This is a genomic window from Xanthomonas sp. PPL134 (genome assembly GCF_040595915.1).
Taxonomy (GTDB): domain Bacteria; phylum Pseudomonadota; class Gammaproteobacteria; order Xanthomonadales; family Xanthomonadaceae; genus Xanthomonas_A; species Xanthomonas_A indica.
In genome coordinates, this window is sequence record NZ_JAMDLL010000004.1 from 250320 (window position 1) to 275105 (window position 24786).

28 protein-coding genes and 1 other RNA gene are annotated in these 24786 nt (G+C 69.6%); 14 read left to right on the forward strand and 15 right to left on the reverse strand.

All coding sequences use genetic code 11. The features are described from left to right. Nucleotides 1-35: 35 nt before the first annotated feature. The 4 genes from M3U25_RS10925 to M3U25_RS10940 form a co-directional block, all read right to left on the reverse strand. The gene (locus M3U25_RS10925) at nt 36-803 is read right to left on the reverse strand and encodes an endonuclease/exonuclease/phosphatase family protein (RefSeq protein WP_152237554.1); all 768 of its coding nucleotides are present in this window, start codon (nt 801-803) and stop codon (nt 36-38) included. Nucleotides 804-828: 25 nt separating this feature from the next. Then, on the reverse strand, nt 829-1680 hold the full coding sequence (locus M3U25_RS10930; protein WP_355498837.1) for a thiol:disulfide interchange protein DsbA/DsbL: 852 nt from the start codon (nt 1678-1680) through the stop codon (nt 829-831). A gap of 105 nt (nt 1681-1785) precedes the next feature. Further along, nucleotides 1786-2427: a thiol:disulfide interchange protein DsbA/DsbL gene (locus M3U25_RS10935; RefSeq protein WP_355498834.1), complete on the reverse strand. Its 642-nt coding sequence runs from the start codon at nt 2425-2427 to the stop codon at nt 1786-1788. An 85-nt stretch (nt 2428-2512) separates the two neighbouring features. After that, on the reverse strand, nt 2513-3334 hold the full coding sequence (locus M3U25_RS10940; protein WP_242160918.1) for a c-type cytochrome: 822 nt from the start codon (nt 3332-3334) through the stop codon (nt 2513-2515). A gap of 129 nt (nt 3335-3463) precedes the next feature. On the opposite strand from M3U25_RS10940, the gene yihA reads away from it, so the two are divergent. Further along, nucleotides 3464-4084, forward strand: coding sequence for a ribosome biogenesis GTP-binding protein YihA/YsxC (gene yihA / locus M3U25_RS10945; protein WP_242160919.1), 621 nt, complete (start codon nt 3464-3466; stop codon nt 4082-4084). A gap of 417 nt (nt 4085-4501) precedes the next feature. Here the strand turns inward: yihA and M3U25_RS10950 are convergent, their stop codons facing one another. From M3U25_RS10950 to M3U25_RS10970, 5 genes are all read right to left on the reverse strand, one after another. After that, entirely contained in the window at nt 4502-5494 is a 993-nt protein-coding gene (locus M3U25_RS10950) for an MBL fold metallo-hydrolase (protein WP_355498829.1), read from the reverse strand. A gap of 106 nt (nt 5495-5600) precedes the next feature. Continuing rightward, nucleotides 5601-6431 (reverse strand): helix-turn-helix domain-containing protein, encoded by an 831-nt coding sequence (locus tag M3U25_RS10955; RefSeq protein ID WP_355498826.1) that lies wholly within the window; start codon nt 6429-6431, stop codon nt 5601-5603. Nucleotides 6432-6704: 273 nt separating this feature from the next. Then, a non-coding RNA gene (locus tag M3U25_RS10960) (sX9 sRNA) lies at nt 6705-6777 on the reverse strand. A 61-nt stretch (nt 6778-6838) separates the two neighbouring features. Then, on the reverse strand, nt 6839-7261 hold the full coding sequence (locus tag M3U25_RS10965) for a VOC family protein (protein WP_242160922.1): 423 nt from the start codon (nt 7259-7261) through the stop codon (nt 6839-6841). Nucleotides 7262-7406: 145 nt separating this feature from the next. Continuing rightward, the gene (locus tag M3U25_RS10970) at nt 7407-8102 is read right to left on the reverse strand and encodes a VIT family protein (protein ID WP_355498823.1); all 696 of its coding nucleotides are present in this window, start codon (nt 8100-8102) and stop codon (nt 7407-7409) included. Between the two features lie 223 nt (nt 8103-8325). On the opposite strand from M3U25_RS10970, the gene M3U25_RS10975 reads away from it, so the two are divergent. From M3U25_RS10975 to M3U25_RS11000, 6 genes are all read left to right on the forward strand, one after another. Next, nucleotides 8326-9690: a glutamate--cysteine ligase gene (locus M3U25_RS10975; RefSeq protein ID WP_355498820.1), complete on the forward strand. Its 1365-nt coding sequence runs from the start codon at nt 8326-8328 to the stop codon at nt 9688-9690. Between the two features lie 34 nt (nt 9691-9724). Continuing rightward, nucleotides 9725-10114, forward strand: a complete 390-nt coding sequence (locus M3U25_RS10980; protein WP_355498818.1) for a hypothetical protein — start codon at nt 9725-9727, stop codon at nt 10112-10114. Between the two features lie 348 nt (nt 10115-10462). Further along, nucleotides 10463-10999, forward strand: a complete 537-nt coding sequence (locus M3U25_RS10985; protein WP_355588593.1) for a DUF2199 domain-containing protein — start codon at nt 10463-10465, stop codon at nt 10997-10999. A 45-nt stretch (nt 11000-11044) separates the two neighbouring features. Then, entirely contained in the window at nt 11045-11284 is a 240-nt protein-coding gene (locus tag M3U25_RS10990; protein WP_355498815.1) for a hypothetical protein, read from the forward strand. A gap of 116 nt (nt 11285-11400) precedes the next feature. Further along, nucleotides 11401-11982 carry a hypothetical protein gene (locus tag M3U25_RS10995; RefSeq protein WP_355498812.1) on the forward strand — a complete coding sequence of 194 codons (582 nt, stop codon included), beginning with the start codon at nt 11401-11403 and terminating at the stop codon, nt 11980-11982. A 313-nt stretch (nt 11983-12295) separates the two neighbouring features. Continuing rightward, nucleotides 12296-12679 (forward strand): YbjQ family protein, encoded by a 384-nt coding sequence (locus M3U25_RS11000; protein WP_242160927.1) that lies wholly within the window; start codon nt 12296-12298, stop codon nt 12677-12679. 89 nt (nt 12680-12768) lie between these two features. On the opposite strand, the gene M3U25_RS11005 is transcribed toward M3U25_RS11000, so the two are convergent. From M3U25_RS11005 to M3U25_RS11015, 3 genes are all read right to left on the reverse strand, one after another. Beyond that, the gene (locus M3U25_RS11005; protein WP_355498808.1) at nt 12769-13689 is read right to left on the reverse strand and encodes a type II CAAX endopeptidase family protein; all 921 of its coding nucleotides are present in this window, start codon (nt 13687-13689) and stop codon (nt 12769-12771) included. 167 nt (nt 13690-13856) lie between these two features. Further along, entirely contained in the window at nt 13857-15368 is a 1512-nt protein-coding gene (locus M3U25_RS11010) for an ATP-binding protein (protein ID WP_355498805.1), read from the reverse strand. Then, nucleotides 15365-16081: a response regulator transcription factor gene (locus M3U25_RS11015; RefSeq protein ID WP_026143454.1), complete on the reverse strand. Its 717-nt coding sequence runs from the start codon at nt 16079-16081 to the stop codon at nt 15365-15367. The genes M3U25_RS11010 and M3U25_RS11015 overlap by 4 nt, the downstream gene beginning before the upstream one ends. A 319-nt stretch (nt 16082-16400) precedes the next feature. Here M3U25_RS11015 and M3U25_RS11020 point away from each other — a divergent pair, with 319 nt between their 5' ends. The 5 genes from M3U25_RS11020 to M3U25_RS11040 all read left to right on the forward strand — a co-directional run bounded on the left by M3U25_RS11020 (nt 16401) and on the right by M3U25_RS11040 (nt 19872). After that, nucleotides 16401-16676 carry a metal/formaldehyde-sensitive transcriptional repressor gene (locus M3U25_RS11020; RefSeq protein WP_048490915.1) on the forward strand — a complete coding sequence of 92 codons (276 nt, stop codon included), beginning with the start codon at nt 16401-16403 and terminating at the stop codon, nt 16674-16676. 40 nt (nt 16677-16716) lie between these two features. Beyond that, nucleotides 16717-17826, forward strand: a complete 1110-nt coding sequence (locus M3U25_RS11025; RefSeq protein ID WP_048490914.1) for an S-(hydroxymethyl)glutathione dehydrogenase/class III alcohol dehydrogenase — start codon at nt 16717-16719, stop codon at nt 17824-17826. A 71-nt stretch (nt 17827-17897) separates the two neighbouring features. Beyond that, nucleotides 17898-18470, forward strand: coding sequence for an S-(hydroxymethyl)glutathione synthase (gene gfa, locus M3U25_RS11030; RefSeq protein WP_355498800.1), 573 nt, complete (start codon nt 17898-17900; stop codon nt 18468-18470). A 90-nt stretch (nt 18471-18560) separates the two neighbouring features. Further along, a complete protein-coding gene (fghA, locus tag M3U25_RS11035) occupies nt 18561-19391 on the forward strand; it encodes an S-formylglutathione hydrolase (RefSeq protein ID WP_242160930.1) in 831 nt (276 codons plus the stop codon). A gap of 352 nt (nt 19392-19743) precedes the next feature. Beyond that, the gene (locus M3U25_RS11040) at nt 19744-19872 is read left to right on the forward strand and encodes a hypothetical protein (RefSeq protein ID WP_355498796.1); all 129 of its coding nucleotides are present in this window, start codon (nt 19744-19746) and stop codon (nt 19870-19872) included. Nucleotides 19873-20098: 226 nt separating this feature from the next. On the opposite strand, the gene M3U25_RS11045 is transcribed toward M3U25_RS11040, so the two are convergent. Next, on the reverse strand, nt 20099-21511 hold the full coding sequence (locus M3U25_RS11045) for a PLP-dependent aminotransferase family protein (RefSeq protein ID WP_355498793.1): 1413 nt from the start codon (nt 21509-21511) through the stop codon (nt 20099-20101). Nucleotides 21512-21618: 107 nt separating this feature from the next. Between M3U25_RS11045 and M3U25_RS11050 the strand changes: the two genes are divergently transcribed. Next, a complete protein-coding gene (locus tag M3U25_RS11050) occupies nt 21619-22410 on the forward strand; it encodes a PhzF family phenazine biosynthesis protein (protein WP_355498790.1) in 792 nt (263 codons plus the stop codon). Continuing rightward, complete coding sequence (locus M3U25_RS11055; RefSeq protein ID WP_355498787.1) at nt 22407-23318, forward strand: DMT family transporter; 912 nt, start codon at nt 22407-22409, stop codon at nt 23316-23318. Before M3U25_RS11050 ends, M3U25_RS11055 begins: the two co-directional genes overlap by 4 nt. 61 nt (nt 23319-23379) lie before the next feature. On the opposite strand, the gene M3U25_RS11060 is transcribed toward M3U25_RS11055, so the two are convergent. Beyond that, nucleotides 23380-23718 (reverse strand): hypothetical protein, encoded by a 339-nt coding sequence (locus M3U25_RS11060; protein ID WP_242160934.1) that lies wholly within the window; start codon nt 23716-23718, stop codon nt 23380-23382. Between the two features lie 82 nt (nt 23719-23800). Continuing rightward, a complete protein-coding gene (locus tag M3U25_RS11065; RefSeq protein WP_355498782.1) occupies nt 23801-24742 on the reverse strand; it encodes a DegV family protein in 942 nt (313 codons plus the stop codon). Between the last annotated feature and the right edge of the window lie 44 nt (nt 24743-24786).

Sequence of the window (24786 nt, forward strand, 5' to 3'; positions counted from 1 at the left end):
CGCGCCTACGTGGTGCAAGAACTGACCGGGCTGCCTCAGCGCAACAAGTGCTGCGGCACCTCGATCTCGGTCGCCACGGCGAGGTGGTCGGAGAACGCGGCGGGCACCGCACGCTGCGCGTTGCAGCGCAGGCCGTCGCTGACCAGGATGTGGTCGATGGCGCGCTGCGGGCGCCAGCTGGGGAAGGTCGGCACCACGCAGCCCGGCGGTTGCAGCCGGGTGCGCTGGTAGAGGAACTGCATTTCCGGGCGGTCGGCGACGCAGTTGAAGTCGCCCATCAGCACCACGTTGGGGTGATCGGACAGCAGCTCGGCGATGAAGGCCAGTTGCGCTGCGCGCGAGTTGGCGCCCAGCGACAGGTGCGCCACCGCCACCGCCAGGCCTTCGGCGCCGTTGCCGAACTTGGCCAGCAGCACGCCACGCCCGCCGAGCCGGCCGGGCAGGGCATGGTCCTGCACTTCCACCGGCTCCAGCCGGCTGAGCAGGCCGTTGGCGCTGGAGGCCACCCCGCCCACGCGGCGGTTCGGCTGGTGGCTCCAGTAGTTGAAGCCGGCGCGCTCGGCCAGGTAGTGGGTCTGGTTGGTGAAGCCCGAGCGCAGGCTGCCGGGGTCGGCTTCCTGCAGGCCGACGATGTCGTGGTCGCTGGCCAGCTGCGCGATCGCGTCCAGGCTGCTGCGCTTGCGCCCGGCCGGCAGCGCATGCGACCAGCTGCGGGTCACGTAGTCGCTGTAGCGGCGCGTGCTGGAACCGGCCTGGATGTTGGCGGTGAGCACGCGCAGGGTGCGGGTGGCGGGAGCGGTCACGGCGGGGCGGGCCGGGGCGGACGGCTTACTTGGCCATCGCCGCGCGTTCGCGCGCGATCAGGTGATCGGCGATGCGCAGCATGTCGTCGTAGCTCTTGCCCTTGACCAGGTACTTGCCGTTGATGATCAGCGACGGCGTGCCGCTGATGCCGCTGCGGGTGGCGAACTGCTTGGCGCGGTTGGTCTTGGTGGCCACCGCGAAGCTGCCCATGGTGTCGGCGAACTGCTTCGGGTCCACGCCGTACTTGGCATAGAAGTTGGCGATGTCCTGCACCGAGTCGCGGCCGCGCTCGCCCTTCAGGGTCTGGTCGACGTGGATGGCCTTGTACAGCGCATCGTGGGTCTTCTCCTGCACGCCCAGTGCCTCGGCGGCGTAGAACGCGCGGGCGTAGTCGTCCCAGGTGCCGCCGAACATCGCCGGCACATAGACGAAGCGCACGTCGGAGGGCAGGCCGGCCTTCCACGGGCCGATCAGCGGCTGGAAGCGCGCGCAGGCCGGGCAGACGTAGCCGAAGATCTCGGCCACCTCGATCTTGCCGTTGGTCGGCTGGAACGGCTGGCCGCCCGCGATGTCGACGTAGTCGGTGCCGGCGACCGGCTCCGGGCCGTTCGGGGTCTTGGCGGCGACCGGCTTGGCCGCGGCGGTGCTGTCGCCTTCGGCGGCGGCGGGCTGCGCGGCGGCATCGCCGGTGGTGGCCGCGGGAGCGGCCGGGGTCTCGGCGGGCGCGGCGGCGGCATCGCTGCCGGCGGCAGGCGCGGCCGGGGCCGCGGTGGTGCCGGAGGCGGGGGCGACGGTGTCGGCAGTGCCGTCCTGGGCCTTGCATGCCACCAGGATCGGCAGCAGGGCCATCAGGGTCAGGGCGAAGCGGGTCTTCATCGGCGACATCTCCAGCAGGATGGGGGAAAAACGCCGGACGCGCCGCAAGCGCGGTCCGGCCACCCCGTCATGATGCCATGGCGTGGATGAAGCGCCGTGCGCCGATTACTTGCCTGCGCGCTCGCGGGCGATCAGCGCGTCGGCGATGCGCAGCATGTCCTCGAAGTTCTTGCCCTTGACCAGGTACTTGCCGTTGACGATCAGCGCCGGGGTGCCGGCGATGTCGGCGCGCACGGCGAAATCGCGCGCGGCCTTCACCTGCGCGGCGACCTGCGGACTCTGGTAGGCGGCGATGAAGGCCTGCGGCTTGACCCCGAAGCCGGCGTAGAACGTGGCCAGTTCCTCCGGCGCCACGTTCTGCACCGGCACGCTGCGCTTGTCGTGGATGGCCTCGAACATGGGGCGGTGGCTGCGGCTCTGCACGCCCAGTTGCTGCGCGGCATAGAAGGCGGCGGCGAAGTTGTCCCAGTAGCCGCCGAACGCCGCCGGCACCAGGGTCAGGCGCACGTCCTTGGCCTGCTTGCCGGCCCATTCCTCCAGCAGCGGCTCGAAGTGCGCGCAGTGCGGGCAGGTGTAGCCGAACACTTCCACCACCTCGATCTTGCCGGCCAGCGGCGCGAACGGCTTGGGGTCGGCGATCAGCGTGTAGTCCTCGCCTTCCACCGCGGTGGCGGACTTGGGTTGCGCGCAGGCGCTCAACGGCAGCAGGGCGAGCAGGCACAACAGCAGGCGGGGCAGACGGTTCATGCGATCTCCAATGGCAAAAACGAACGCCGGTCGTCGGGACCGGCGCGAAGGGGAAACGGGCCGGCGCCGCTGCGGCGGCGCACGGTCAGGATTGTTGCGCGGGGGCCGGCTGCGGTGGCGTTGTCGCCGCCGGCGTCACCTGCGCGGCGGCCGCGTCGTCGGCGCGGTCGTGCAGGCCCTGCAGGTAGCTGCCCAGCGCCTTGATCTCCTGGTCGGTCAGCGGCTTGGCCACCTGCGCCATGATCTTGAACATCGTCGGGTCGCGCTCCTGGGTGGTGCCGGCCTGGTATTCCTGCAGGCGCCGCGCCACGTAGTCGGCATGCTGGCCGCCCAGGTGCGGGTAGGCCGGGCCGGGGTTGCCGGCGCCGGCCGGGCCGTGGCAGGCCATGCACGCGGGGATGCCGCGGCTCGCATCGCCGCCGCGATACAGCTGCTGGCCGACCTCGTAGAACTTCATGCCCGCATACGGCCCGTCGGCGATCACCGCGTCGTCGGCGATGCCGGCACCGGCCTTCTGTGTGGCGAAGTAGGCGCCGATGTCGCGCATGTCCTGCGCGCTCAACGGCTGCACGAACGGCACCATCGCCGCGACCGCGCCGCTGGTGCGTTCGCCGTGCGCGATCAGCGCCATCTGCCGCGCGCTGTAGCGCTCCATCTGGCCGGCGATGCGCGGATACATGGCGATGGCGGGATTGCCGTCCGGGCCATGGCAGGCGGCGCAGGCCGCGGCCTTGGCCTGGCCGGCCTTGGGATCGCCCCAGGCGGCCTTGCCGACGTCGCCCTCCAGCGGCGTGGTGCGCACCGGGGCGTTGTCGGGAATGGGAACCACCGAGGTCTGCGCGAACGCGACCGCGGCGGCGACGGAAACCGCTAGACCGGCAAAGGCAAGAACGCGAGCGTGGCGCATTGCTGAAGCTCCGTATGACCCGACCCTGCGGCTGCCGGGCCGGCGACCGCACTCGCGCGATTATCGGCATGCCGCGGCCTGGCGGTCAACGAAGCCCGCCCGGGGCCGCGGACGTGCGATCCTAGGCGGATGTCGCTGATCCTCGAACGTGCCCACTATCTGCTTTCCGCCCACAACGCCCGCCAGTTGCCGGACGACGGCGGCTGGGAAGTGGCATTCGCCGGCCGCTCCAACGCGGGCAAGTCCAGCGCGCTGAACGCGCTGACCCGGCAGAACGCCCTGGCCCGCGTCTCCAAGACGCCGGGCCGCACCCAGCAACTGGTGTTCTTCGAGGTCCAGCCGGAACGCTGCCTGGTGGACCTGCCCGGCTACGGCTACGCCAAGGTGCCGCTGGAACTGCAGGCGCACTGGCAGAAGTTCATCGACACGTACTTCCGTACCCGCGAGGCGCTGCGCGGGTTGGTGGTGGTGATGGACATCCGCCATCCGCTCAAGGACTACGACCGGCAGATGCTCGGCTACGCGGTGCAGCGCGGCCTGCCGGCGCATGCGTTGCTGACCAAGGCCGACAAGCTCGGCCGCGGCCAGCAGGCACAGGCGCTGCAGCAGGTGCGCAAGGAACTGTCCAGCGCGTTCGGCGACACGGTCAGCGTCCAGGCCTTCTCCGGCGAAACCCGCCAAGGCGTGGACGAAGCGCGCGGCATCGTCGGCCGCTGGCTGGGGCTGGAGACGGAGCCGCCCGCCGCGTAGTCAGTGCGGTGGCGCTGGGCGCAGCCTCGCGCGCCCGAACTCCGCGAGACGCTTCGCGCCGGACCCTCACCCCAACCCCTCTCCCGGGGGGAGAGGGGCTAGCGCTTTCCCTTCTCCCACCGGGAGAAGGTGCCCCGAAGGGGCGGATGAGGGTACGGGCGAAGCCTCGTGCACCCGAACTCCGCGAGACGCTTCGCGCCGGACTCTCACCCCAACCCCTCTCCCGGGGGAGAGGGGCTAGCGCTTTCCCTTCTCCCACCGGGAGAAGGTGCCCCGAAGGGGCGGATGAGGGTACGGGCGGAGCCTCGTGCATCCGAACTCCGCGAGACGCTTCGCGCCGGACCCTCACCCCCAACCCCTCTCCCGGAGGGAGAGGGGCTAGTACTAACTCCTTCTCCCGCAGGGAGAAGGCCATCCTCAACGCGCGGCCGGCAACGGCGAGAACTCGGTCGGCACCCAGGCGAACGCCTCGCCCTCGCGGCGGACGTGACCCAGCCCCGGGAACGGCAGGTGCGCGCCGGCCACCCACCAGCCGTGGTCCGCCGCCTGCGCCAGCATGCGCTTGCGCGCGGCGATCGCCGCGTCGCGGTTGCTGTCGGCCTCGTACGAGGCTTGCGGCTGCGCGAACTGCACCGCGTGGTAGTGCACCAGGTCGCCCCACACCAGCAGCTGTTGCCCGGCGCCGCCCTCGAAGCGATACGACACGTGCCCGGGCGTGTGCCCGTGGGTGTCCAGCGCGACCGCGCCGCCGGGTAGCGCATCGCCGGGACGGAAGCGGCGCAGCCGCTGCGTGGCCTGGTACGGCGCCACCGCCGCACGTGCAAGCGGGAAGGCGAAGCGCAGCATCTGCGGCGCGCCGGCCTCGCTGGCCGGGTCCAGCCAGTACGCGGCGTCGGCGGCGCTCAGCCACACCGTCGCCTTGGGGTAGGCGGGCTGGCCTTGTGCGTCCAGCAGGCCGCACAGGTGATCGGGATGGGCGTGGGTGAGCAGCACGTCGTCGACCTGCTCGGGCGCATAGCCGGCCGCGCGCAGGTTGGCCAGCACCTGGCCGAGCCCGGGGCCGAAGCAGGTGGCGGTGCCGGTGTCGACCAGGGTCAGGTGCGTGCCGTCCTGGATCAGGTAGGCATTGACCGCGGTCTGCAAGCCCTTGTCGTTCTCCGGCACGTAGCGGTGGTCGAGCAGGCGCGCGATCGCCGCCGGCGGAATGTTCGCCAATTGCGCGCGCGGCAGCGCGACGGTGCCGTCGAACAGGGCGGTGACGCGCAAGCGGCCGATCGCCTGGCGATAGACGCCGGGTACCTGCGTCGCGGTAGCGTCCGCCGCGGCGGCACGGGCGGGGGATGGCAGTGTCAGCGCCGTGCTGGCGATCAGGGCCAGCGCGCACAGCGCACGCAAGGGAAACACGGACATGGGGACTTCCTGGCAGAGCGGCAGGCGCCGCGGTACCGGCATGCTGCGCCTGCGTCGCTGCGCGATTCGCTCATTCCGCTGCGCGCGGCGCTCAAGCCGTCGCCGCTCAATTGCCGATGCTGGCCGGATCCAGGCCGTAGCGTTGCTGGAAGCGTTGGCTGAAGCTGCGTACCGAGCGGTAGCCGGCGTGCGCGGCGACCGTCTTCAGCGGCCAGCGCGTGGTGTACAGCAGCTGCATCGCATGCGCCAGGCGCGCATCGGCGAGCAGTTCGCGCAACGAGGTGCGTTCGCCGGCCAGGTGCCGGCGCAGGGTCGCGCCGCTGAGGCCCAGGCTGTCCTCGATGTCGCGCGAACGCCAGGCGCGTTGCGGCTGTGCGGTGATCAGGTCGCGCACCTGCGCGGCCACGCTCGGCGCCGGCGGCAGCAGCAGGCCGCCATGGCCACGCCGGCAGAGCGCCACCACCAGCGTCGCCAGTGCCAGCCGCGCCTCGGTGTAATGGCCGTCCTGCAGCGCCTGCCGCCATTGCAGCAGGGTGCTGCCGAACGCCTCGGCGCGCAGGCGTGCCAGTTCCGCGCCGGCAGCGGGCAGCGGCTCGTTCCACAGCATGCGTGCGGCGCTCAGCGCCTCCTCGCACAGCGGTACCAGCACGCTCAGGTACAGGCCGCTGTGCGGATCCGGGATGTTGACCACATCGATGCGGCAGCGCCGCGTCACCAGGAACAGGTCGCCCTGCACGAACTCCAGGGTCTGCGTGGCGGTGCGCACCTGCTTGCGGCCCTGCAGCAGGATCGCCAGCTGCGGCTGCGGAATCTCCACCGACCGCGCCCCGTGTTCGCGGCGCGCGGTGATGCAGGCGTAGCCGTCGGCCTGCGAGCAATCGGCCAGGCTGGCCAGGCGCGCCAGCAGCAAGGCGTCGGGGGAAGTCGTGTCGGCCATGGCCGTCATGCTAGCGCAGCGCGGCGCGCGTGCTCAGAGCAAAGCGCCGGGCCGCTGCGTCGCAGCCGGCAGGACCACCATGGCCACCACGGCTGCGCTGGTGCCGGCCTCGCAAACTGCCGGTCTCGGCGCGCCACAGGCCGCTTCCCCGCGGGTTGGCCGACCGCACCGCGGACAGGCGAGGCATAGCGCCTCAACGTGCATCACCCACTGTAGCCAGCGGCGATCGAAAGACCCCGAGCGCCCACATCAAGCCGGATGAGACTTCAGAGGGGCTGACAAAACGGCGCGAGCAGTCGCCAGGCGGGCGCGGACGGGCACAGGACTGCGATGTACAGCGCTACATGCGGATTTCGAGCGCTGCACGCGCCGGCCTGGCGGCTGCGCAGTCGTTTTGTTGGCCACTCCTACCTGGGAGGTTGCATGAGCTCGATGGTGATCCCGTCGGGTCCGCTGACGTAGGCAACGACGGTTCCCGCGCGTGGCCCGGCCTCGATCGGCCGCGGAGACCCTTTCAAGTGCCATCCCTGCGCCTGGATCCTGGCGACCGCCATGTCGATCTCCGGCACGGTGACGGCAAGATGGGCCGCGCCTATCGCGCCAGCGCTTGCGGGTGTCTTGCCCAACGTGCGGGCCGTCGAGTATTCCAGCAGTTCGATGGGAAAGCCGGCAGGCGAGACCACCAGCGCCATGCGGCAACGCGGATCGTCAACGCCCGTCACCTCGCGCAGGAAATCGCCGCCCATCTCGCCTGTGCGGACAAGTTCGAAGCCCATGGCCGCAGTCCAGAACGCGATCGCCTCATCCAGCGATGAAACGGAAAATCCCATGTGATCGATGACGAAGGTGCCAGTGTTGATTTCCAGTCCTCCAGGTCAGGTTCCGTTTTGAGCGATGGTCGTGCGCTTGCCTTGCATTTCGGGGAAACGGGTGTCGGCCATGCCGGTGATGTTACCCAGTACGGTGCGCGTCCGCTCAGACGTGCACGCCGAAGACATGGCCGATCGTGCCGCTGGCGAGCATCGCCGCAGCGCCCCAGAACACCACGCGCGCCGCGCCGCGCAGGCCCGAGGCGCCACCGGCGCGGGCGGCCAGCGCGCCGGTCAGCGACAGGCCGAGCAAGGTCGCCGCGCCGGTCACCCACAGTTGCCGGCCGTCCGGCGCCAGCCACGCGGCCACGATCGGCAGCGCCGCGCCGCTGCAGAACGCGGCCGCCGAGGCGGCTGCCGCCTGCAGCGGGCGCGCGCGCAGGCTCTCGGTGATGCCGAGTTCGTCGCGCGCGTGTGCGCCCAGGGCATCGTGCACGGTCAACTGCTCGGCGACCTGGCGGGCCAGGCCGGGATCGAGTCCGCGCTGGCGATAGATCGCGGTGAGTTCGTCCAGCTCGCTCTGCGGATCCTCGTGCAGTTCGCGCCGCTCCAGCGCCAGGTCGGCGCGCTCGGTGTCGGCCTGCGATTGCACCGATACGTATTCGCCGGCGGCCATCGACATCGCACCGGCGACCAGGCCGGCGATGCCGCTGGTCAGCACCGTGGCCGCCGACGCACCGCTGCTGGCGACGCCGACCACCAGGCCGGCCACGGACAGGATGCCGTCGTTGGCACCGAGCACGGCCGCGCGCAGCCAGCCGGCGCGGTCGGTGCGATGGCGTTCGGTGTGGGTCGGGCGCATGCGTTGCCTGCTGCGGGCGGTGAGAGAATCCGCAGCCTACCGAAGCCGGCGCCACGAGCGCTTGCTGCGTCTCACTCTCGACGCCGCCAGCTGCCGCGGCCATGGAATGCTGCAGTGCCGCCGGTAGCGATATGGGCCTCACCCCCGGCGCGTTATAGTGCGGGGCCTTGCGGTGCTGGCGGCCGGCCCCCACATCGCTTCACCCGTTGCGCGAGTCCTGCCCTTGTCGAGCCCCAGCCACGTTGCCGAGACGCCGATCACCGACCGCGCCGAACTGGTCCAGGTGCTCGCCTCCGGAGAAAAACCCGAAGCGCAGTGGCGCATCGGCACCGAGCACGAGAAGTTCGGCTTCCGGCTCGACGACCTGCGGCCGCCGACCTTCGACGGCGAGCGCGGTATCGAGGCCTTGTTGCTCGGCCTGACCCGTTTCGGCTGGGAGCCGGTGCGCGAAGCCGGGCACACCATCGCCCTGCTGCGCGATGGCGCCTCGGTGACGCTGGAGCCGGCCGGCCAGCTGGAACTGTCCGGCGCGCCGCTGCCAACCATCCACGACACCTGCGTGGAAGTGGGCGGCCACCTCAACGAGGTCAAGCAGGTCGCCGACGAACTGGGCCTGGGCTTTCTCGGCATGGGCTTCCAGCCGAAATGGCGCCGCGACGAGATGCCGTGGATGCCCAAGGGCCGCTACAAGATCATGCAGGCGTACATGCCCAAGGTCGGCGCGCTCGGCCTGGACATGATGACCCGCACCTGCACGGTGCAGGTCAATCTGGACTACGCCAGCGAAGCGGACATGATCAGGAAGTTCCGCGTGTCGCTGGCGCTGCAGCCGATCGCCACCGCGCTGTTCGCCGATTCGCCGTTCGCCGAGGGCAAGCCCAACGGCTACCTCAGCTACCGCTCGCACATCTGGACCGACACCGACGCCGACCGCACCGGCATGCTCGACTTCGTGTTCGAGGACGGCTTCGGTTACGAGCGCTACGTCGACTACCTGCTAGACGTGCCGATGTACTTCTCCTACCGTAACGGCACCTACGTGGATGCCAGCGGGCAGAGCTTCCGCGACTTCCTGCAGGGCAAGCTGCCGGCCTTGCCGGGTGCGTTGCCGACCCTGCGCGACTGGTCCGACCACATGACCACCGCGTTCCCGGAAGTGCGCTTGAAGAAGTACCTGGAAATGCGCGGCGCCGACGCTGGCCCGTGGGGACGGCTGTGTGCGCTGTCGGCGTTCTGGGTGGGCCTGCTGTACGACGATGCCGCACTGGATGCGGCCTGGGACCTGGTCAAGGATTTCAGCCTGGTCGAACGCCACGCGCTGCGCGACGGGGTGCCGAAGCTGGCGCTGAAGCTGCCGTTCCGCAACGGCACCGTGCAGGACCTGGCCGCCGAAGCGGTGAAGATCGCCCTGAGCGGCCTGCGCCGCCGCGCGCGGTTGAACCGCGACGGCCAGGACGAGTCGCGTTTCCTGGAACCGCTGGTGGAGATCCTGCACGCCGGCGAGACCGCGGCCGAGCGCAAGCTGGCGCTGTACCACGGCGCGTGGCAAGGCGACATCGACCACGTGTTCCGCGAATTCGCGTACTGAGCGTCGCGCCGCACGCCGGTACGCCAGCACGACGATGACCGCGATCGAGGGCATGGCGGGCCTGTTCCAGGACGAGCCGCCCACATGGGGCGGCCGTGGCGATCCGTATCTCTGGGAGGAAATGGCGTCGACCCTGGTCGGCGTGCCGCTGCCGGCGACGTCTGCACAGTGCGAGGCGCTGCTCGCCGGCACCTTCGCGCGCCTGGTCGGCACGGCGCTGGACGACGCCTCTGTCGAGTCGGTCTTCGTGCCGCGCCTCAGCCACGGCGGCATGTCCTCGGGGTACGTCAGCCTGGTGTTCTGGCGGGCGACCGCCATGCCGCTGTTGCGGGCGCGCCGTGCGGCGGCCCTGGCGCAGCGACGTGCGGGCGCCGCAGCGCTGCAGACGCTGCCATGGTGGCGTCGGCTATTCCGCTCGCGCTAGACGCCCTGTCACAGCCCATTCGCGCGTTGGGTGCGTCCCAGCCCGGGCGGCCGCGTGCCGATGGACTGCTGCTGTACGCCGCCACCGACCTGGCCGAACGCAATACCTTCGAGGTCGCGCGCTCTACTTGCCGGCCATGTGCTGATCGGCGACGACAGCGGCGGCCAGGCCGTGCTGGTCGCGCCGGCGCATCCGGTGGTGTACGACGTAATGTGGTTTCCGGCAGTCATTGCGTCGTGTCCGGTGCGCCGCCGCCAAGAGCCGGAGCGAAATGCGTTCCAATGCATCCATCCATCGCCGATACTGGACGCTGCAATCTTGTGGATGGTCCTGGGGGGAGGGGCTGGCATGACAGAACATGACTTTGTATGCGCCAATTGCGGGCAAGCGCACCCGGGGCTGCCTACGGACTGGGCTTTCGGATTGCCGGACGAGGTGTTTGCGCTGCCCTACCTGGACAGGTATCGCCGTGCGCGCTTCAACACCGACCTGTGTACCCTGGACGATCGGCGATTCTTCGTTCGAGGCGTGCTGAAAATCCCGTTTACGTATCGGGACGACGCATTCGCCTGGGGAGTCTGGGCTGAAGTGTCCAAGGAGGATCATGACTTCTATGTGGATCACTTCAATGACGCGCAGGTGCAAGGTCGGCGATTCTCTGGGGTGCTCGCCAACGCCATTACCGGGTTGAGCAACGCCGTAGGTCTGCCATTTTCGGTCGAACTGCAGGATCCCAGGAGCCGTCCCGAGTTTGCATTTCCGTCCTGTGCGGAGCATGCGCTTGCTGTGGACCAGCGCACTGGCATCGATGAGGCGCAGCACCACCGGATGCTGGAGTTGTGCGGGCATTTCAAGGACTCTCAACGTATGGACGTTACTCAGTAGGCTTCTCCTGAAGAGGTCGAGCCAATTGGGAAAGGCGCAGGGCGTTTGGTCTCTCGTAATCCGGAAGATGCCACGATCACGTCTTGGCACTTCTACAAGAATGCCGCAGGCTTCTTCGGCTTCGTGTCGCTTTTCGTCTATTGCGGCATTCTGCTCGCGCTTGGACCAGCTCCAGGCGCGGTGTTGTTCATCGCATTGGGAATGCTTGCCACCTTCTTGATATCGGTGCGATCGGGCAAACGGCTTCTGCTGCTCCGGCGCATGCGGATGGCGCAACGTCGATAGTTCCTTGCATCGGCTGGCCTGGTTGCGGCCTCGTGCCTTCCATTGGCGCGCCTGAATGGTGATGACGGCGGCCACGGGGCAGGCGACAATGCCATACTCGTCTTTGGGGAGACGTCGTGCACCAAGCACCACCGCGGTCCAGTTTTGTCACCATCCTGGCCTGGATCTTCATCGCACTCTCCGGTTTCGGAACGGTGGTCGGCGTCATGCAGGTCTTCGTTCTGTTCGTCGTGTTCGATCACGTGCAGTTCGCCGATCTGATAAGGAGGCTTCCGCCAGAGATGCCGCCCACGACGGCCTTCATTTTTTCCAACTTCCGGTGGTTGTTTCTTGGAACTGTGCTGTTTTCGGTGTGGACCCTGGCGAGTTCGATCGGGCTTCTGCGGCGGCTGAACTGGGCGCGGTGGTGCTTCATCGGTGCCATGGTGCTGGTGATCGCATGGAATCTGGGCGGCGCAGTCGTGCAGGTGCAGATGATCGGGTTCATGCAGAAACAGCTCGCGCTTGCGCAGATGCACGGCGCGCCGGATATGCAGCCGATGATGTGGGCCATGGCGGCGATCGGCGTGGTGTTTGCTGCGGTCTTCGTCGCCCTGCATGGCTGGATCATCGCGCGCTTGCTTTCACGACCTGTCGCTGCTGAGTTTCGGCGTTCATTGCCGACGGTGGGCGGCAGCGGCGCGCCACCGAGGCGTTGATCTGCAGTTTCGTGCTTTGCAGTAAACGGTGCTTCAGGCAGGGGAAGGGGGACTCCATGGTGCGTGGTCGCCAGCGGCCTGCTGCTGGGCGGCTGGCTGTGCGTGCACGTTGTGCGGCGCGCGCGGGCTGCGCCGGTGGCGGCGCGTGGCGGTCGTTCTGGCCGGCGTCGTGGCGATGCTGCTGCGATGGAGCGGCTGCCTGGTTTTGGCGATTGCGTGGCTCTTCATGCGGTGCTAACACTGCCAGCCTCGGCGTATGCGCGCCGGGGCCGCGGTCCGCGGCGTCACGGACCAGCATCACCAGGGGACACCGATGACCGATCCATACAATTCCTCGCCGCCGCGCGCGGTGGCGGCTTCGCCGCTCACCGATGCGATGGTGACCACCGCGCTGGAGCTTCCCGGTTACCGCATCGTGCGCAACCTGGGCATCGTGCGCGGCATCACCGTGCGCTCGCGCTCCATCGTCGGCAATTTCCTGGGTGGGCTGCAGACCATCTTCGGCGGCAATATCACCATCTACACCCAACTGTGCGAGCAGGCGCGCCTGGAGACCTACCGGGACATGCTGCAGCACGCGCGGCAGATGGGCGGCAACGCCATCGTCGCGGTGCGCTACGACGCCACCGAGCTGATGGCCGGGCTGACCGAGGTGCTGTGTTACGGCACGGCGGTGGTCGTCGAGCCGAATAGGTAGGCGAAATTCAGCCTGTCGGGCGCCGGCGCACTGCTGATCAAACTTGGCTAGCACCGCTTGGTGCGTCAACGCGCATGCGGCCTGAGCCATCAGGCCGTATGCGCGTCCGGGGTAGTGAGCGAATTGCGCGGTGGCATCCGCCGATTCGGCGTTGTCGCAACCAGAAGCAGAAACCCTGCCAGGACCGCGACGAAGGCGAACACGCTGCCTTCCGGGCCCACTGCGCCCCCTGTGATCCAGTGTGCGTCGCCCGGGGTGAAGGTGAGAACATGCCCATCGACGTAGTAGCCGCTGCCGGACGCGCCAAAAATCGGGGCGCTCGCCCAGTTCCACCCCGTGTGATATCCAACCGACCACCAGAACGAGCCGGTGCGATACACCGCATAGGCCAGTAACACGCCCTGACAGAGAAGGCGGGTGAGCCATATTCCGGTTGCGCCAGGGTTGTCCAAATGCAGTGCGGCGAACATCAGGCCGGACGCGATGAGCGCTCCGCGCCAGCCAGCGAAGCGTTCGGCCACGACGAGGACTGCGACCCGCACCAGCAACTCTTCTCCAAGCGCTGCAAGCCCTTCGAAGGCGAGCCAGCCGCTTGCATTGCGCACGGTATCGGTGAAGGGCTGAGGTGACACCGACACACTGGCGTTTCCGGTGGCGATGATCGCCAGAATTGCACCGCTCATGACCGCCATGCCGATCGCCAGTCCCGATACGGCCATTTTCAGCATATGCGGGCCGAGTAGCGGAAATCCTCTGAACTTTCGGTTGAGCGTTTTATATACGAGGACCACGAGGAAAAAGTCCAGAATCAATCGCACTGCTCCGACCACCCCGAACGGGAGAAGGTGGATGGTATTTCCGGAGACGATGGTCAGATTCAGTGATGTTGCGATGAATCCATAGATGGCGCTTGCTAGCGGATTTATGAAGAAATATGCGGCAATGATCAGCGCGACGCCGGCAATGCTTCTCGCCTGATGGGCTGGCTCAGCGCCTGTTAGGTTCTTCATGGTTCTCTTGCCTTTTCTTCTCTACTGCGTCGTGCCAGTTGGACATCGATCGCGGGCTGCACGTCTTCGTGCCACTCGTCCAGATCGTAGATCAGGGGGGGGGCGAGCGGTGGTTCGTGAATCACTTCGGACTGTAGCGGAAGGGCGGGGCCGTGGCGGCGCCCGGCTCAGCCGCCCATCGCCTGGCACGGCAGCCGCACGCTGACCCGCAGGCCGCCCTCGGGGCGGTTGTCCAGGGCGATCTGGCCGCCGTGCGCCAGCACGATGCTGTGCGCCACCGACAGGCCCAGGCCGATGCCGCCGGTGTCGCGGTTGCGCGAGTTCTCGCCGCGGAAGAACGGCAGGAACAGCTTCTCCCGCTGCGCGGGATCGATGCCGGGGCCGTCGTCGTCGATCCACAGTAGGCACTCGCCGGCGTCGTGACGCAGCTGCAGGCGCGCGCGCTTGCCGTACTTCAATGCGTTCTCCACCAGGTTCATCACCATGCGCCGCAGCGACAGCGAATCGCCGTCGAGGGTGATGGCGTCGCCGAGCAGCAGGACCACGTCGGCGCCGGTGTCGCTGGCGTCGTCGACCACGCTCTCCACCAGCAGGCGGAAATCCAGCGGCGAGCGGGTGCCGCGGCGGCTGTCGTTGTGGATGAAGTCCAGCGCCGCGGAGATCATCGCCTTCATCTCGTCGATGTCGGCCATGGTCTTCTCGCGCAGCGGCGCCTGCAGGTTTTCCAGGCGGAACGCCAGCCGCGCCAGCGGCGTGCGCAGATCGTGGGCGATGGCCGCGACCATGTGCGTGCGCTCGTTGATCAGCCGGTTCAGGCGCGCCTGCATGGCGTTGAACGAGTCGGCCGCCTGCACGATCTCGCTGGGGCCGCTGCGCCGCAGCGGCTGCGCGTCGGGGTTGCGCCCGAGCTGGTCGGCCGCCTCGGCGAAGCGCCGGATCGGCGCCGACAGCGCCCGCGAGAACCACCAGGCCAGCGGCAGCATCGCCAGCATGCCGACCAGGAACAGCATCACCACCTGGGTCTTGAATGCGTTGGAGAAGCGGCGCGGCGGCGACATCACGCTGCGCCAGTGTCCATCGGGCTGGCGCAGCGCCGCGGTGAAGCCGTCCAGCAGCGGCACCGCCGGGGCGAAGCCGCGTTCGCGCCAGCCCACTGCGCGCATGGTCGCGCCAAACGCCTCGGTGTGCGGTGCCTCGCCCGGTGCCGGTGGCGGCTCCAGCGGCGGTGGTTGCTGCGCGTCGGGCGGAGGCGCCAGGTCGTCGGGTGCGGGGATGGCGTCGTCGGCAGCGAACGCATGCGGCGGCGGCGGCGGGCGCTCGCCCAGGCGCAGACGCAGGCGTTCCAGGCGGCCGTCGCTGTTGCGGTAGAAGCGCACCTGGTCCGGCGCCACCTCCAGCCAGTGCGCCATCACCCGTTCGGCATTGCGGTCGCGCACCTGGTCGCGCGCCGGCAGCGGCGCATGCGCCGTGTCCTGCACCTTGAGGGTCTGGGTGCCGGCCGGCATGCGCGTGCTGAGCAGGGCGATCACTTCCGGCGGGTGCACCGGCATCTCGTAGACCGGGGTGCGCAGCACCAGGGCGATGCCGATCAGCTGCGCGGTGAGCAGCGCCACCACCAGCAGCAGGAAGGCGCGGGCGAAGATCGGCACGCCGCGACGGGCGCGCGTGGACCCGCTCACAGGCGGGCGACGCTCGGCAGCAGCATGTAGCCTTCGTTGCGCACGGTGCGGATCAGTTCGGTCTGCACGCGTTCGTTGATCTTGCGGCGCAGGCGGCTGATCTGGCTGTCGATGGCGCGGTCGTAGACCTCGGTGTCGCGGCCGCGCGCGTAGTCGAGCAACTGGTCGCGGCTGAGCACGCGCTGCGGGTGTTCGACGAAGGTGCGCAGCAGCGCGAACTCGCCATCGGAGAGATTGATGAAGATGCCGGTGGGGTCGCGCAGGTCGCGGCGGATCACGTCCAGCCGCCAGCCGGCGAACTCGTAGACGTTGCCGCGCGCTTCCGGAGGCAGTGTCGCCGCCTGGCTGCGCCGCAGCAGGGCGCGCACCCGCGCCAGCAGTTCGCGCGGATTGCAGGGCTTGGCCAGGTAGTCGTCGGCGCCCACCTCCAGGCCAATGATGCGGTCGGTGTCGCTGCCCAGCGCGCTGAGCATGATCACCGCCGGCGCGCCGCGCTCGCTGGCGAGCTGGCGGGCGGCGCTGAGGCCGTCCTCGCCGGGCATCATCACGTCCAGGATCACCAGGTCCGGCTGGCGCTCGGCCATCCGCAGGCGCATCTCCGCCACGGTTTCGGCGGTGTCCACCTGATAGCCGTGGTCGCTCAGGAACTCGCTGATGAGTCGGCGCAGATCCGGATCGTCGTCGACGACCAGAATGAAGGATTTCATGTCCACGATCTTGAAGGGCGGCCACACGGGAGTCGCCCAGTCTAGACGTGGCCGCGGCTGCCTGGAACTGGGGGCGGGCAGGGACGTGGCCGCCGGAGCCGGGGCCCGCGCTTGACCGCATGGCCATCATAGGCAGCGCCGGCGGCGCGAACATGGCCGGTTCGTGTCTTGTGCCGACACGCATTGCCATGCGCCGGCACTAGCGCTGTCGCGGCCTCCGGCGGCGGCTGGGGCCGATCTGGCGGGCGTCGGCACGGGGCGGGCATTTCCTTTTTTTCGGTCACGCGGATACTATCCCCCAGTATAGTTCCCGGGTTCTTATCGCATGCCACACACCCCGCACGAGAAGAAACGCGTCCTGGCCCGCATCCGCCGCCTGCGCGGCCAGACCGAAGCACTGGAGCGCGCGCTGGAAGGCGGCGCCGAGTGCGCGGCGGTGCTGCAGCAGATCGCCGCCATCCGCGGTGCGGTCAATGGCCTCATGTCCGAGGTGATGGAAGCCCACGTCCGCGAAGAATTCGGCCAGCCGGCCAGCTCCGACGCGCAGCGCGCCGCGCGCGTGCGCGAGATGGGCATGCTGGTCCGCTCCTATCTCAAGTGATCCACACCCCACACCCAGTTCCTCAGCCAGGAGAAAGCGCATGAAATCCCGAGCCGCCGTTGCCTTCGAAGCCGGCCAGCCACTGCAGATCGTGGAGATCGATGTCGAGCCGCCGCGCCAGGGCGAGGTGCTGGTGCGCATCACCCACACCGGCGTGTGTCACACCGACGCGTTCACGCTGTCCGGCGACGACCCGGAAGGCATCTTCCCGGCGGTGCTCGGCCACGAGGGCGGCGGCATCGTCGAGGCGGTGGGCGAGGGTGTGACCAGCGTCAAGGTCGGCGACCACGTGATCCCGCTGTACACGGCCGAGTGTCGCAAGTGCAAGTTCTGCCTGTCCGGCAAGACCAACCTGTGCCAGGCGGTGCGCGCCACCCAGGGCAAGGGCCTGATGCCCGACGGCACCACCCGCTTCTCCTACAACGGCCAGCCGATCTATCACTACATGGGCTGCAGCACCTTCAGCGAGTACACGGTGGTGCCGGAAATCTCGCTGGCGGTGGTCAATCCCGAGGCGCCGCTGGAGAAGGTGTGCCTGCTCGGCTGCGGCGTCACCACCGGCATCGGCGCGGTGCACAACACGGCCAAGGTGAAGGAAGGCGACAGCGTTGCGGTGTTCGGCCTCGGCGGCATCGGCCTGGCGGTGATCCAGGGTGCGGTGCAGGCCAAGGCCGGGCGCATCCTGGCCATCGATACCAATCCGGGCAAGTTCGAGCTGGCGCGCAGCATGGGTGCCACCGACTGCATCAACCCCAAGGATTACTCCAAGCCGATCCAGGAGGTCATCGTCGAGTTGACCGACGGCGGCGTGGACTTCAGTTTCGAATGCATCGGCAACGTGCACGTGATGCGTTCGGCGCTGGAGTGCTGCCACAAGGGCTGGGGCGAGAGCGTCATCATCGGCGTGGCCGGCGCCGGCCAGGAAATCAGCACGCGTCCGTTCCAGCTGGTCACCGGCCGCGTCTGGCGCGGCAGCGCCTTCGGCGGGGTCAAGGGCCGCACCCAGCTGCCGGGCATGGTGGAACAGGCGATGCACGGCGAGATCGACCTCGATCCGTTCATCACCCACACCCTGCCGCTGGACGAAATCAACGAAGCCTTCCACCTGATGCACGAAGGCAAGTCGATCCGCACCGTCATCCACTTCTGACCCGAAGGTCAGTCCGGCGCGCGGCCGTTCCCGCGCAGTGCAGCGACGCAACGAACCCGGGAGGGGGCAAGATGAGTACTGTGACGATTCATCCGTCGGTGGATGCCGGCGTGCGTGCCGGCGCGGAGCAGTTCCAGGGCGGCACCCTGGAATGCCACTGCGCCAGCGACAAGGTGGTGGTGGAAGTGGCGGCGCAGACCGCACACAACCATGCCTGCGGCTGTACCAAGTGCTGGAAGCCGAAGGGCGCGACCTTCTCGGTGGTGGCGGTGGTGGCGCGCGACAAGGTCAAGGTGACCGCGCACGAGGAGAAACTGAAGGTGGTGGACGAGAGCGCGACCATCCGCCGTCACGCCTGCACCGGCTGCGGCGTGCACATGTACGGCCGCATCGAGAACACCGAGCATCCGTTTTACGGCCTGGATTTCGTGCATACGGAACTGTCGCCGCAGCAGGGGTGGTCGGCGCCGGGCTTCGCCGCGTTCGTGTCCTCGATCATCGAGAGCGGCACGCGGCCGGAGGCGATGGACGGGGTGCGCAACCGCCTGCGCGAACTGAAGCTGGAACCGTACGACTGCCTGTCGCCGCCGCTGATGGACGCGATCTCCGCCCACGTGGCGCGCAAGAACGGCGTGCTGCACTGAAGCCCGCTGCCGCGCGCGTCGCCGTTCGACGCGTCGCGGCATCCCGCCTGCGGCCGGTCGCGGCCGCAGGCCCACATTTCGGAACTGTCCATGGAACGTATCGAACACCACGCCTGCTGCGGCGGCTGGCAGGACGTCTATCGCCACGACTCGGCCGTGCTCGGCTGCCCCATGCAGGTGGCCGTGTATCTGCCGCCGCAGGCCGAGCACGCCAAACTGCCGGTGCTGTACTGGCTCAGCGGCCTCACCTGCACCGAGCAGAACTTCATCACCAAGGCCGGCGCGCAGCGCTATGCGGCCGAGCATGGGGTGATCCTGGTCGCCCCCGACACCAGCCCGCGCGGCGAGCAGGTCGCCGACGCCGAGGGGTACGACCTGGGCAAGGGCGCCGGCTTCTACGTCAACGCCACCCAGGCGCCGTGGGCCGCGCACTACCGCATGTACGACTACGTGGTGCAGGAACTGCCGGCGCTGATCGAGGCGCAGTTCCCGCACAACGGCCGCCGCGCCATCAGCGGGCACTCGATGGGCGGCCACGGCGCGCTGGTGATCGCGCTGAAGAATCCCGGCCGTTACCGCAGCGTGTCGGCGTTCTCGCCGATCGTCGCGCCGAGCCAGGTGCCGTGGGGCGAGAAGGCCTTCACCGCCTACCTGGGCGAGGACCGCGCGCAATGGCAGGCGTACGACGCCAGCGTGCTGATCGGCGGCGCCAGCGAACGCCTGCCGTTGCTGATCGACCAGGGCGGCGGCGACGAATTCCTGGACAAGCAGTTGCGCCCGCAGCTGCTGCAGGCGGCCGCCGAGGCCGCCGGCTATCCGCTGACCCTGCGCGTGCAGCCCGGCTACGACCACAGCTACTACTTCATCGGCAGTTTCATCGGCGAGCACATCGCCTTCCACGCGCGCGCGTTGCAGGACTGAGCGCGATGCGCTGGCGGTCGCGCACGACGCGACCGCCGGGCAGGATACTGCGGGCTTGGCGGCGGTGCCGGTGCACCCCGTGCCCTCCGGGCTGTCGCCGCTGCCGTGCCGTGCCGTGCGGTGCGGTGCGGTGGCGGGTGGCCGAAGGCGAGCGGCGCAGATGTGGGCTCGCCGGCCTGCACATGACAGCGCGGTGACCGCCACGGCGGCGGCGTGGCCGGTCTCGTAAACAAACGTGGGGGCAGCACCACCCGGCATGCGGTTGTGCGATCGCGTTCGCGCCTGCTGAGACGGGCGCTGGCTAGATTCCGCAGGGTTCGCCATCGCCACATCCCTGGACCGGAGCCGCGCCATGTTTTGCCGTCGCACCCTGCTGCTTCCCTGGCAGCGCTGGCGCAGCCCGCTCAGCGCCGTGGCGATGCTCGCCTGCACCTTGTTCGGCGCCTGCGTGGCGCTGGCGATCGGTGCGGCCACGCCATAGCGCAAGCCGCCGCTGGCTGCCGTCGGTCTGTCCACGCGCGCTGTCGGGCGCCGCCACTGCGGTGGCGGTGCGCCGCGGCCATCGTTGTGGCTGGCGACACTCGTGTGGATGCAGGTGTAGGGCCCCGCTTGGCGGGCGCGCAGGACGCGGTGCGGTCACCAGCCAGGCACACGCTGGCAGCGCGCGTGTCGCCTCGGCACTGCGGCGCGGCGCCGGACGTCCCTTTTCAGCGCGGCAGCCGCGCGGCCAACGTGCCGAGCCGGCGCATGGCCTGCTCCAGGGCGGGCGTCCACGGCTGGCCGCAGCTCAGCCGCAGGTGGTCGGCGTAGTCGCCGCGGCTGGAGAACAGATGCCCGGGCGAGGTGCCGATGCCCTCGGCGAGGGCGGCCTCGAACAAGGCCTGGCCACTGCCGGCGTCGGCCAGTTGCAGCCAGAGCGACAGGCCGCCGGCCGGGTCGCCGATGCGGGTGCCGGCCGGCCAGTGCCGCAGCACCGCCTCGCGCAGGCGCTGGCCGTTGTCGGCTAGGGTGCGGCGCAACTTGCGCAAATGGCGTTCCAGGTCGTGCCGCTCCAGGTAATCGGCCAGGGCCAGTTGCGGCAGGCTGGCGCCGCCGATGGTGGAGAAGTACTTGGCGCGCACCAGCGCGTCGGTCCAGGCGCCGCCGAGCAGCCAGCCCACGCGCAGGCCCGGCGCCAGCACCTTGGAGAAGGCGCCGCAGGTGATCACGTTGCCGTGGGTGTCGAAATGGCGCAGCGGCCGCGGGCGCTGTCCCGACCAGTCGAGTTCGCCATAGATGTCGTCCTCGATCACCACCGTGCCGTGGCGCGCACAACTGTCCAGCAGCGCGCGCTTGGCCGCGTCCGGGGTGAGGCTGCCGAGCGGATTGTTGAAGTTCGGCACCAGCACCGCGGCGCGCGCCGGGGTGCGCTGCAGCAGTGCGTCCAGGCGTGCGGCGTCGATGCCCTGGCCCGGCCGGTTCGGGACTTCCAGCACCTTCAGCCGCAGCGCCGCCACCGCCTGCAGGATGCCGTGGTAGGTCGGGGTCTCGACCAGCACCACGTCGCCGGGCGCGGTGAGGGTGCGCAGCGCCAGGCTGATCGCTTCCATCGCGCCGGCGGTCACCACCACCTCGTCGGCGGCCACGGCGGTGGCGCAGTGCGCGTAGCGTTGCGCGATTTGCCGGCGCAGCGCGGCATGGCCCTGCGGCGGCGCGTAGTCGAGCGCGGCGCTGCGCTGGCGGCGCAGTTGCCGCGCCAGTGCGCTGGCCAGGTGCACGCCGGGCAGCAGCGCCGCGGCCGGCGTGGCGGTGTGCAGCGGCACCAGGTCCGAGCGCGCGAGCATGTCCAGCACGCCCTGCAGCGCCGGATTGGCGACCGCGCCAGGCGCGCGCCGCCGGGTGCTGGCGCTTGCGCCGGTCGGTTGCGGTGTGGCCGCGGCGCGCACGAAGTAGCCCGAGCGCGGCCGCGCCTGCACTCGGCCTTCGCGTTCCAGTTGCAGGCAGGCCTGCACCGCGGTGGCGGCGCTGATGCCGTGGCCGGCGGCCAGTTGCCGGATCGACGGCAGGCGCTCGCCGGCGCGCAGCGTGCCCTGCGCGATCTGGTCGCGCAGCTGGCTGGCGAGGGCTTCGTACAGGCGCATGCGCCGACCTCATCTGTATCGGTCGATTTGCAGCGTATCTGACTCTGTGCTGGTCGCCCAGCCCGGCGCACACTGGCCGTGTCCTTTCCGATCCCGCGAGGCCGCGCGTGCAGCTGCCGTTGTTCATCGTCGATGCGTTCACCAGCGTGCGGTTCCGCGGCAACCCGGCCGCGGTGGTGCCGCTGCAGGCGTGGTTGCCGGATGCGCTGATGCAGGCCATCGCCAGCGAGAACAATCTGTCGGAGACCGCGTTCTTCGTGCGCGAGGCCGATGGCGCGTTCGCGATCCGCTGGTTCTCGCCGCTGCGCGAAGTGGCGTTCTGCGGCCATGCCACCCTGGCCAGCGCCTTCGTCGTCGCCACCCAGGGCCTGGCGCCGCTGCCGTTGCGGTTCCGCGCCGCGGGCGTCGGCGAACTGGCGGTGGACCGCGAGGCCGACGGACGCTTCGTCCTGCGCTTCCCGAACCAGGCGCCGACCGCGTTGGCGGCGGTGCCGCAAGCCCTTGCACAGGCGCTGTCGATCGCGCCGCAGGCGGCGTACCGCAACCCCCAGGCCTACATCGCCGTGTACGCGGACGAAGCCCAGGTGCGCGCGCTGGTGCCGGACCTGGGGCGGATGCTGACGCTGGCGCCGCGCGATGTCGCGGTCACCGCGCCTGGCCGCGAGCACGATTTCGTCTCGCGCTATTTCTGGCCGGCCAACGGCGGTGCCGAGGATCCGGTCACCGGCTCGATCCACGCCGCGCTGGCACCGCTGTGGGCGCAGCGGCTGGGCAAGCGCGACCTGCGCGCGTGGCAGGCCTCGGTGCGCGGCGGCGAACTGGAGTGCCGGGTACTGCCGGACCACGTGCAGGTGCGCGGCGCGGCGGTGCAGTACCTGCACGGGAGCATCGCGCTATGAGCGCGGCACCTGCGATATCGGCGAGTGCATCCCGGCGCGCGCTGTGGCAGTTGCTGCTGGCCGAGGTGCTGATCGGCTCGGTCGGCGTGTTCGTGCACGAGAGCGGCCAGGACCCGGTGACCGCGGTGTTCTACCGCTGCTTGTTCGGCGCGCTGTTCCTGACCGTGTGCGGCCTGCTTGGCGGTCAGTTGCGCGGGCTGTGGCGCGAGCGCGCGCTGCTGCGCGACGCCGCGCTCAGCGGCGTGCTGCTGGTGCTCAACTGGGTGGCGCTGTTCGCCGGCATGGCGCGCTCGTCGATCGGCGTGGCGACCATGGTCTACCACGTGTTCCCGTTCGTCATGCTGATCCTGGCGGCGTTGCTGCAGGGCGAGCGCAGCCGCCGTGCCGACCTGGGCTGGACGCTGCTGGCCTTCGTCGGCGTGGCCTGCTCGGCCGATCCGCTGCGGCTGTGGTCCAGCGCCGACCGTGGCTACCTGGGCGGCATCGCGCTGACCTTGCTGGGCGCGCTGCTGTGCGGGGCATCACTGCTGATGTCGCGGCGGATCAGTCGCGAGCGGCCACTGGCGGTGGTGACGGTGCAGTGCTGGGTCGGGGCGGCGATGCTGGCCGGCTTCTCCAGCAGTGCCGCGTTGCACCCCGGCCGCCACTGGTTCTGGCTGGTCGGCCTGGGGGTGATTCACAGCGGCGTGGTGTACGTGCTGTTCTACAGCGCCTACCGGCACCTGCATGTGGCAGCGATCGCGGTGGTCGCCTTCGTCTATCCGCTGGTGACGCTGCTGCTGGACTACCTGCTGTACGGCCACCGGCTGGTGCCGGTGCAATGGCTGGGCCTGGCGCTGATCGTGCTGGGCACGCTGGCGGTCAATCTGCGCTGGTCCTGGCCGCGCCGGGCGGTCGCCGCGTCCTAGCGCGGGCGCGGCAATACGGCCATGCGGCGGCCACCGCAGTGCGGTGGCCGTGCCGCCGGGCTCAGCGCACGTCGCGCAGTTCCCAGCCGCTGCCGGCGAGCAGGCGCAGGCGCTGCTTGAGGATGTCGCCGGGGACGCTGGTGGTGGCGGCCAGGTCGATGCGCAGATCGTCCTGGCGGCCGGTCACCCGTGCTGCCGGATCGGTCACGCCCAGGGCCGGATCGACCTCGTCCGGCTCCGGCTGCAGCGCGCGCCAGCGCTCGAACCAGGCCGGATCGCTCAGGGCGGCCTGCAGTTGTTCGGCGAAGGCGTCGGCGCCGTGCGCGGTGAAGCTCAGCGACGGATTACTGCCGCGGGCACGGGCGGGATCGGGCAGGCTGATCGAGTAGGTGACGGCCATGGGCATCTCTTGTGGGCGGTACGAAGCGGCGCAGCCTAGCAGAGCCGGCGGCGTGTCGTCGTCGACGCGGCCAACGGGCGGATCAGCCGAAGCGCAGCGCCTCGCCGGCAAAGCCCAGCACCAGCGCGCCCTTGCCGACGTTGACCATGCCGGTCAGGCTCATCACGCTTTCCAGCAGGTCCACGCCCTGGCGCTCGCAGGCCTCGCGCAACGCCGCATAGCCGGGCAGGGCGTGCAGGTCCGCCAGTTCGCCGCCATAGCTCAGGCACAGCGTGGGCGTCATCAGCCCGCTGGCCACGCGCTTGGCGGCCAGACCGAACAGCGTCTGCACGGCGTGGTCGAAGCCCTTGAGCTTGGCCACCGGCGCGGTCTCGCCGCGATGGCAGTGCAGCACCGGCTTGATGTCCAGGGCCGAGCCGAGCGCGGCGCTGAGCAGGCCGACGCTGCGGTCGCCCTTGCTGCGCGCGCGGCTGCGCAGGTAGTACAGGTCGCGCGCGATCATGTAGCCATGGGTGTGCTCGGCCAGCGTTTCCAGCCGCTCGCGCATCGCCTGCACGCTGGCGCCATCGGTACGCAACCGCACCGCCTCGACGGCGACCACCGCCTGTGCGGCGAATAGGTTCTGGGTGTCGATCACCCGCAGCGCGAACGGCGAGGCATGACCGGCGGCCTGGCGGATCGGCTTGTAGTCGTTGAGGATGGCGAAGCCGGCCTGCTGCGCGTGATCGTGGATCGGGCTGCGGGTCTTGGCGATGGTCAGGCAGAACACGTGGTCGTAGTCGATGACCAGCCTGCCCAAGAACAGTTCGCGGATCTGCGCCACGCTGTACGGCACGGTCTCGGCCTCGGCGCCGTGCGCGCTGACCTGCGCGTGCAGGAACTCCAGCGTCGCCGCCTCGTCGCGGCGATCGGCGAGCACCGTGCCGCCGAGGCGCACGCTGATCGGCAACACCACCAGGTCGTGCGCTGCGATGTAGTCCTGCGGCAGATCGCAGGCGGAATCTACGACGATGCCGATGCGCATCCGCTGGATCTCCGGGATTGGGAAATGTCGAGGGACATGGCGGC

What these genes read in the sequence shown, in the direction of transcription:
- M3U25_RS10930 (WP_355498837.1), bottom strand. Translation starts at nt 1,680, where the DNA reads ATGAAGACCCGCTTCGCCCTGACCCTGATGGCCCTGCTGCCGATCCTG.
- M3U25_RS10935 (WP_355498834.1), bottom strand. Translation starts at nt 2,427, where the DNA reads ATGAACCGTCTGCCCCGCCTGCTGTTGTGCCTGCTCGCCCTGCTGCCG.
- M3U25_RS10940 (WP_242160918.1), bottom strand. Translation starts at nt 3,334, where the DNA reads ATGCGCCACGCTCGCGTTCTTGCCTTTGCCGGTCTAGCGGTTTCCGTC.
- yihA (WP_242160919.1), top strand. Translation starts at nt 3,464, where the DNA reads ATGTCGCTGATCCTCGAACGTGCCCACTATCTGCTTTCCGCCCACAAC.
- M3U25_RS10950 (WP_355498829.1), bottom strand. Translation starts at nt 5,494, where the DNA reads ATGTCCGTGTTTCCCTTGCGTGCGCTGTGCGCGCTGGCCCTGATCGCC.
- M3U25_RS10955 (WP_355498826.1), bottom strand. Translation starts at nt 6,431, where the DNA reads ATGGCCGACACGACTTCCCCCGACGCCTTGCTGCTGGCGCGCCTGGCC.
- M3U25_RS10965 (WP_242160922.1), bottom strand. Translation starts at nt 7,261, where the DNA reads ATGGGATTTTCCGTTTCATCGCTGGATGAGGCGATCGCGTTCTGGACT.
- M3U25_RS10970 (WP_355498823.1), bottom strand. Translation starts at nt 8,102, where the DNA reads ATGCGCCCGACCCACACCGAACGCCATCGCACCGACCGCGCCGGCTGG.
- M3U25_RS10980 (WP_355498818.1), top strand. Translation starts at nt 9,725, where the DNA reads ATGACCGCGATCGAGGGCATGGCGGGCCTGTTCCAGGACGAGCCGCCC.
- M3U25_RS10985 (WP_355588593.1), top strand. Translation starts at nt 10,463, where the DNA reads ATGACAGAACATGACTTTGTATGCGCCAATTGCGGGCAAGCGCACCCG.
- M3U25_RS11000 (WP_242160927.1), top strand. Translation starts at nt 12,296, where the DNA reads ATGACCGATCCATACAATTCCTCGCCGCCGCGCGCGGTGGCGGCTTCG.
- M3U25_RS11005 (WP_355498808.1), bottom strand. Translation starts at nt 13,689, where the DNA reads ATGAAGAACCTAACAGGCGCTGAGCCAGCCCATCAGGCGAGAAGCATT.
- M3U25_RS11020 (WP_048490915.1), top strand. Translation starts at nt 16,401, where the DNA reads ATGCCACACACCCCGCACGAGAAGAAACGCGTCCTGGCCCGCATCCGC.
- M3U25_RS11025 (WP_048490914.1), top strand. Translation starts at nt 16,717, where the DNA reads ATGAAATCCCGAGCCGCCGTTGCCTTCGAAGCCGGCCAGCCACTGCAG.
- gfa (WP_355498800.1), top strand. Translation starts at nt 17,898, where the DNA reads ATGAGTACTGTGACGATTCATCCGTCGGTGGATGCCGGCGTGCGTGCC.
- fghA (WP_242160930.1), top strand. Translation starts at nt 18,561, where the DNA reads ATGGAACGTATCGAACACCACGCCTGCTGCGGCGGCTGGCAGGACGTC.
- M3U25_RS11040 (WP_355498796.1), top strand. Translation starts at nt 19,744, where the DNA reads ATGTTTTGCCGTCGCACCCTGCTGCTTCCCTGGCAGCGCTGGCGCAGC.
- M3U25_RS11045 (WP_355498793.1), bottom strand. Translation starts at nt 21,511, where the DNA reads ATGCGCCTGTACGAAGCCCTCGCCAGCCAGCTGCGCGACCAGATCGCG.
- M3U25_RS11055 (WP_355498787.1), top strand. Translation starts at nt 22,407, where the DNA reads ATGAGCGCGGCACCTGCGATATCGGCGAGTGCATCCCGGCGCGCGCTG.
- M3U25_RS11060 (WP_242160934.1), bottom strand. Translation starts at nt 23,718, where the DNA reads ATGGCCGTCACCTACTCGATCAGCCTGCCCGATCCCGCCCGTGCCCGC.
- M3U25_RS11065 (WP_355498782.1), bottom strand. Translation starts at nt 24,742, where the DNA reads ATGCGCATCGGCATCGTCGTAGATTCCGCCTGCGATCTGCCGCAGGAC.